Source organism: Micromonospora sp. URMC 107 (genome assembly GCF_051386315.1).
Lineage (GTDB): Bacteria > Actinomycetota > Actinomycetes > Mycobacteriales > Micromonosporaceae > Micromonospora.
In genome coordinates this window covers 1-3232 of record NZ_JBPQTK010000249.1, presented here as the reverse complement: position 1 = coordinate 3232, position 3232 = coordinate 1, and the positions used below count along the sequence as shown (strand labels likewise).

The 3232-nt window shown below is 76.7% G+C and carries 2 protein-coding genes; both read right to left on the bottom strand.

Features of this window, described 5'->3' with window-relative positions; all coding sequences use genetic code 11:
• Positions 1–4: 4 nt before the first annotated feature.
• A complete protein-coding gene (locus ACSNN9_RS28200; protein ID WP_436676344.1) occupies positions 5–1549 on the bottom strand; it encodes a cobyric acid synthase in 1545 nt (514 codons plus the stop codon).
• On the bottom strand, positions 1546–2682 hold the full coding sequence (locus ACSNN9_RS28195; RefSeq protein ID WP_436676343.1) for a cobalamin biosynthesis protein: 1137 nt from the start codon (positions 2680–2682) through the stop codon (positions 1546–1548). Before ACSNN9_RS28195 ends, ACSNN9_RS28200 begins: the two co-directional genes overlap by 4 nt.
• Positions 2683–3232: the final 550 nt, after the last annotated feature.

The following is a 3232-nucleotide window of genomic DNA, read 5'->3' as shown; positions in this document are numbered from 1 at the left end:
GGTTTCAGGGGCGAGGTGGGGCGCCCGGTGGGATGAAGGGCAGGCCGGCGGGCGGGCCGGACTCGACGAGGCGCCAGAGGGCGTCGGTGTCGAGATGCTCCTCGACCAGGTCGCCGAGCAGGTCGAGGGAGCGCTCGCGGGCGGCGGCGAAGACCGTGTCGGGGGCCACCGTGAAGCCGGTCCGGCCGGCGAGCCGGGCCACCTCGGTCAGGAACCGGCGGCGGAACCCGTCGGACTCGAAGGCGCCGTGCCAGTGGGTGCCGTGCACGGCACCGGCCACCGCACCCTCGCCGCTGCCGTCCGCGCAGGTCAGCAGCGGGGTCAGCGCCGGGTCGGCGTGTGAGACGTACCCGTGGTGGATCTCGTAGCCGCGGACCGGGACGTCGCCGCCGGCGGTGCCAGCCGACTGGCGGACGGTCTTGCGCGGGTCGAAGGTGACCTCGATCGGCAGCAGGCCCAGCCCCGGCACGCTCCCCTGCCGGCTCTCCACCGGGTCGTGGATCGCCCGGGCCAGCATCTGGAAGCCGCCGCAGATGCCGAGCAGCGGCCTGCCCGCCGCCGCGTGGGCCAGGACGGCGTCGGCCAGGCCGGTCTGCCGCAGCCAGGCCAGATCGGCCACGGTCGACTTCGAGCCGGGCAGTACGACCAGGTCGGCGGCGGCCAGTTCGGCCGGCTCGACGGTGAGCCGGACCCGTACGCCCGGCTCGGTGGCGAGCGCCTCGACGTCGGTGGCGTTGCTGATCCGGGGCAGCCGGACGACGGCCACGTCCAGCCAGTCGGTGCCCCGCGGGGCGGCCGGTCTACCGAGCACCCGACCGTAGGCGAGCGAGTCCTCGGCGTCGAGCCAGAGGTCGAGCGCCCAGGGCAGCACCCCGTACGTCGGCCGGCCCGTGACCTGGCGCAGCATGTCCAGCCCCGGCCGGAGGAGCCCGAGGTCGCCCCGGAACTTGTTGATCACGAAGCCGGCGATCAGCGCCTGGTCGGCCGGGTCCAGCAGGGCGACGGTGCCGAACATCGAGGCGAAGACCCCGCCCCGGTCGATGTCGCCGACCACGATCGTGGGCAGGCCGGCGTGCCGGGCCAGGCCCATGTTCACGTAGTCGCCGACGCGCAGGTTGATCTCCGCCGGGCTGCCGGCGCCCTCACAGATCACGACGTCGTACGCGGCCCGCAACTCGGCCAGCGCCGCGTACGCCGTCTCGGCGAGCCGGGGACGCAGCTCGCGGAAGTTGCCCGCGGTGACCGTGTCGACCGCCTCGCCGAGCAGCACCACCTGGCTGGCCAGGTCGCTGCCCGGCTTGAGCAGCACCGGGTTGAACCGCAGGTCGGGGGCGAGCCCGCAGGCGGCGGCCTGCATCGCCTGCGCCCGCCCGATCTCGCCGCCCCGGCCGTCCGGGCCGACGACGACGGCGGAGTTGTTGGACATGTTCTGCGCCTTGAACGGCGCCACCTTCACGCCCCGGCGGTGCAGCCAACGGCAGATGCCGGCGGTGAGCACGCTCTTGCCGGCGTCGGAGGTGGTGCCGGCGACCAGCAGGCCGCCGCTCACCGCTGACTCCCCCGCCCCGCTGACGCCACGACGCTCCCGACGACGGGCCGATCGACGACGGGCCGATCGACGCCGACGCGCCCCAGGACGCCCCGCCCGAGGAGGCGCTGTCGGAGGACACGCTGTAGGACAACGCGCTGCCCGAGGACACCGCGGTGCGCGGCCCGGCGGCCGGCGGCGCCCACCAGCCGGCCGAGGGTCAGCGGGTACGCGGCGGCCAGCCCGAGCGCGGCCAGCCCGACCGCGCCCGAGATCCGGGCGGCCCGCTTGAGGTGCCGCGCCTCGGGCCGAGGGCCGTCGCCGAGGAACGGGCGCACCTCGGAGCGCCCGAAGTAGACGTTGCGCCCGCCCAGCCGTACGCCGAGGGCGCCGGCCATCGCCGCTTCGCACTGCCCGGCGTTGGGGCTGGGGTGGTCGTTGCGGTCCCGGCGCCACACGTGCCACGCCCGCTCCCGGTCGCCGTGCGCGGTAGGCGCGACCGCGACGGTGAGCAGGCCCGTCAGTCGCGCGGGCGCCAGGTTGAGCAGGTCGTCGAGGCGCGCGGCGGGGGTGCCGAACCGGGCGTAGCGCGGCGAGCGGTGGCCCACCATCGCGTCGAGGGTGTTCGCCGCGCGGTACCCGAGCAGGCCGGGCAGCCCCGCGACGGCGCCCCACAGCAGCGGGGCGACGACCGCGTCCGAGGTGTTCTCGGCGAGCGACTCCACGGTGGCGCGGGCCAGCTCGGGCTCGTCGAGCGCGGACGGGTCGCGGCCGCAGAGGTGGCCGAGCCGCTGCCGGGCCGCCGGGAGGTCACCGGCGCGCAGTGCACGCCCCATCACGGTGGCCTCGTGCCGCAGGGTGCGCCCGCCCAGCACCGTCCAGGCGCCGGCGGCGACCAGGGCCGCCCGGGCCACCGGTCGGCGTCGGGTGGCGACCGTGGCGGCCACCCCGAGCAGCACCGGCGCGCCGACCGCCAACGCGGTGAACGCCGCTCCGGCGAGCCGCTCCGGGCGGTACAGCCGCCGCTCCAGTGCCCCGGCGGCGCGGCCGAAGCCGGCCACGGGGTGGTACCGGCGGGGATCCCCGAGGAGCGCGTCGAGGGCGTACCCCGCAACCAGTCCCGCCGCAGTCGCCACCGGCGTTGCCTGTCGCACCCGCCACCACCTCCGGCCGGCCAGCCTAGCCGAGCGCCCACCCCTCCCCGACCGAGAACCCGACCACCCGCGGACCGCAGTCGCCGTCCCCGGTCACCCGAGCCGTGCCCACACCTGCCTCGCGTCCGCCCGGCTGGGCGAGGCGACCACCGGGGGTCGAAGGGGAGCATCCCGGTCGTCGCGCCCGGCCGGCCACGCGGGGCGAGCGGATCGACGACCACACGGACGGGGCGGACGGACGCCGGCACGCATCCCCACGGCGCCCGAGATCATTTGACGCCGGCCCGGCCGAAACGACGGCGCACGCCCGGGTGATCCGGAAACGATCACCGCGAGACCGAAGCCGCGATCGGGCAGCGCCCCAGGCGTGAGCGTCGGTGGCGCACCGGTGGGCGAGCTGACCGCAGCGCCCTGAAGCGCCGCCCGCCAACGCACCGCCCACCGGAGCGCCACGGGCGACACGCGGGGTGACACCGGCACGGCGCCTGATGCGCGCCAAGGGCGACAGCAGGGTCAGCGTGGTGCTGCCGGCCCACAACGAGGAGGCGAC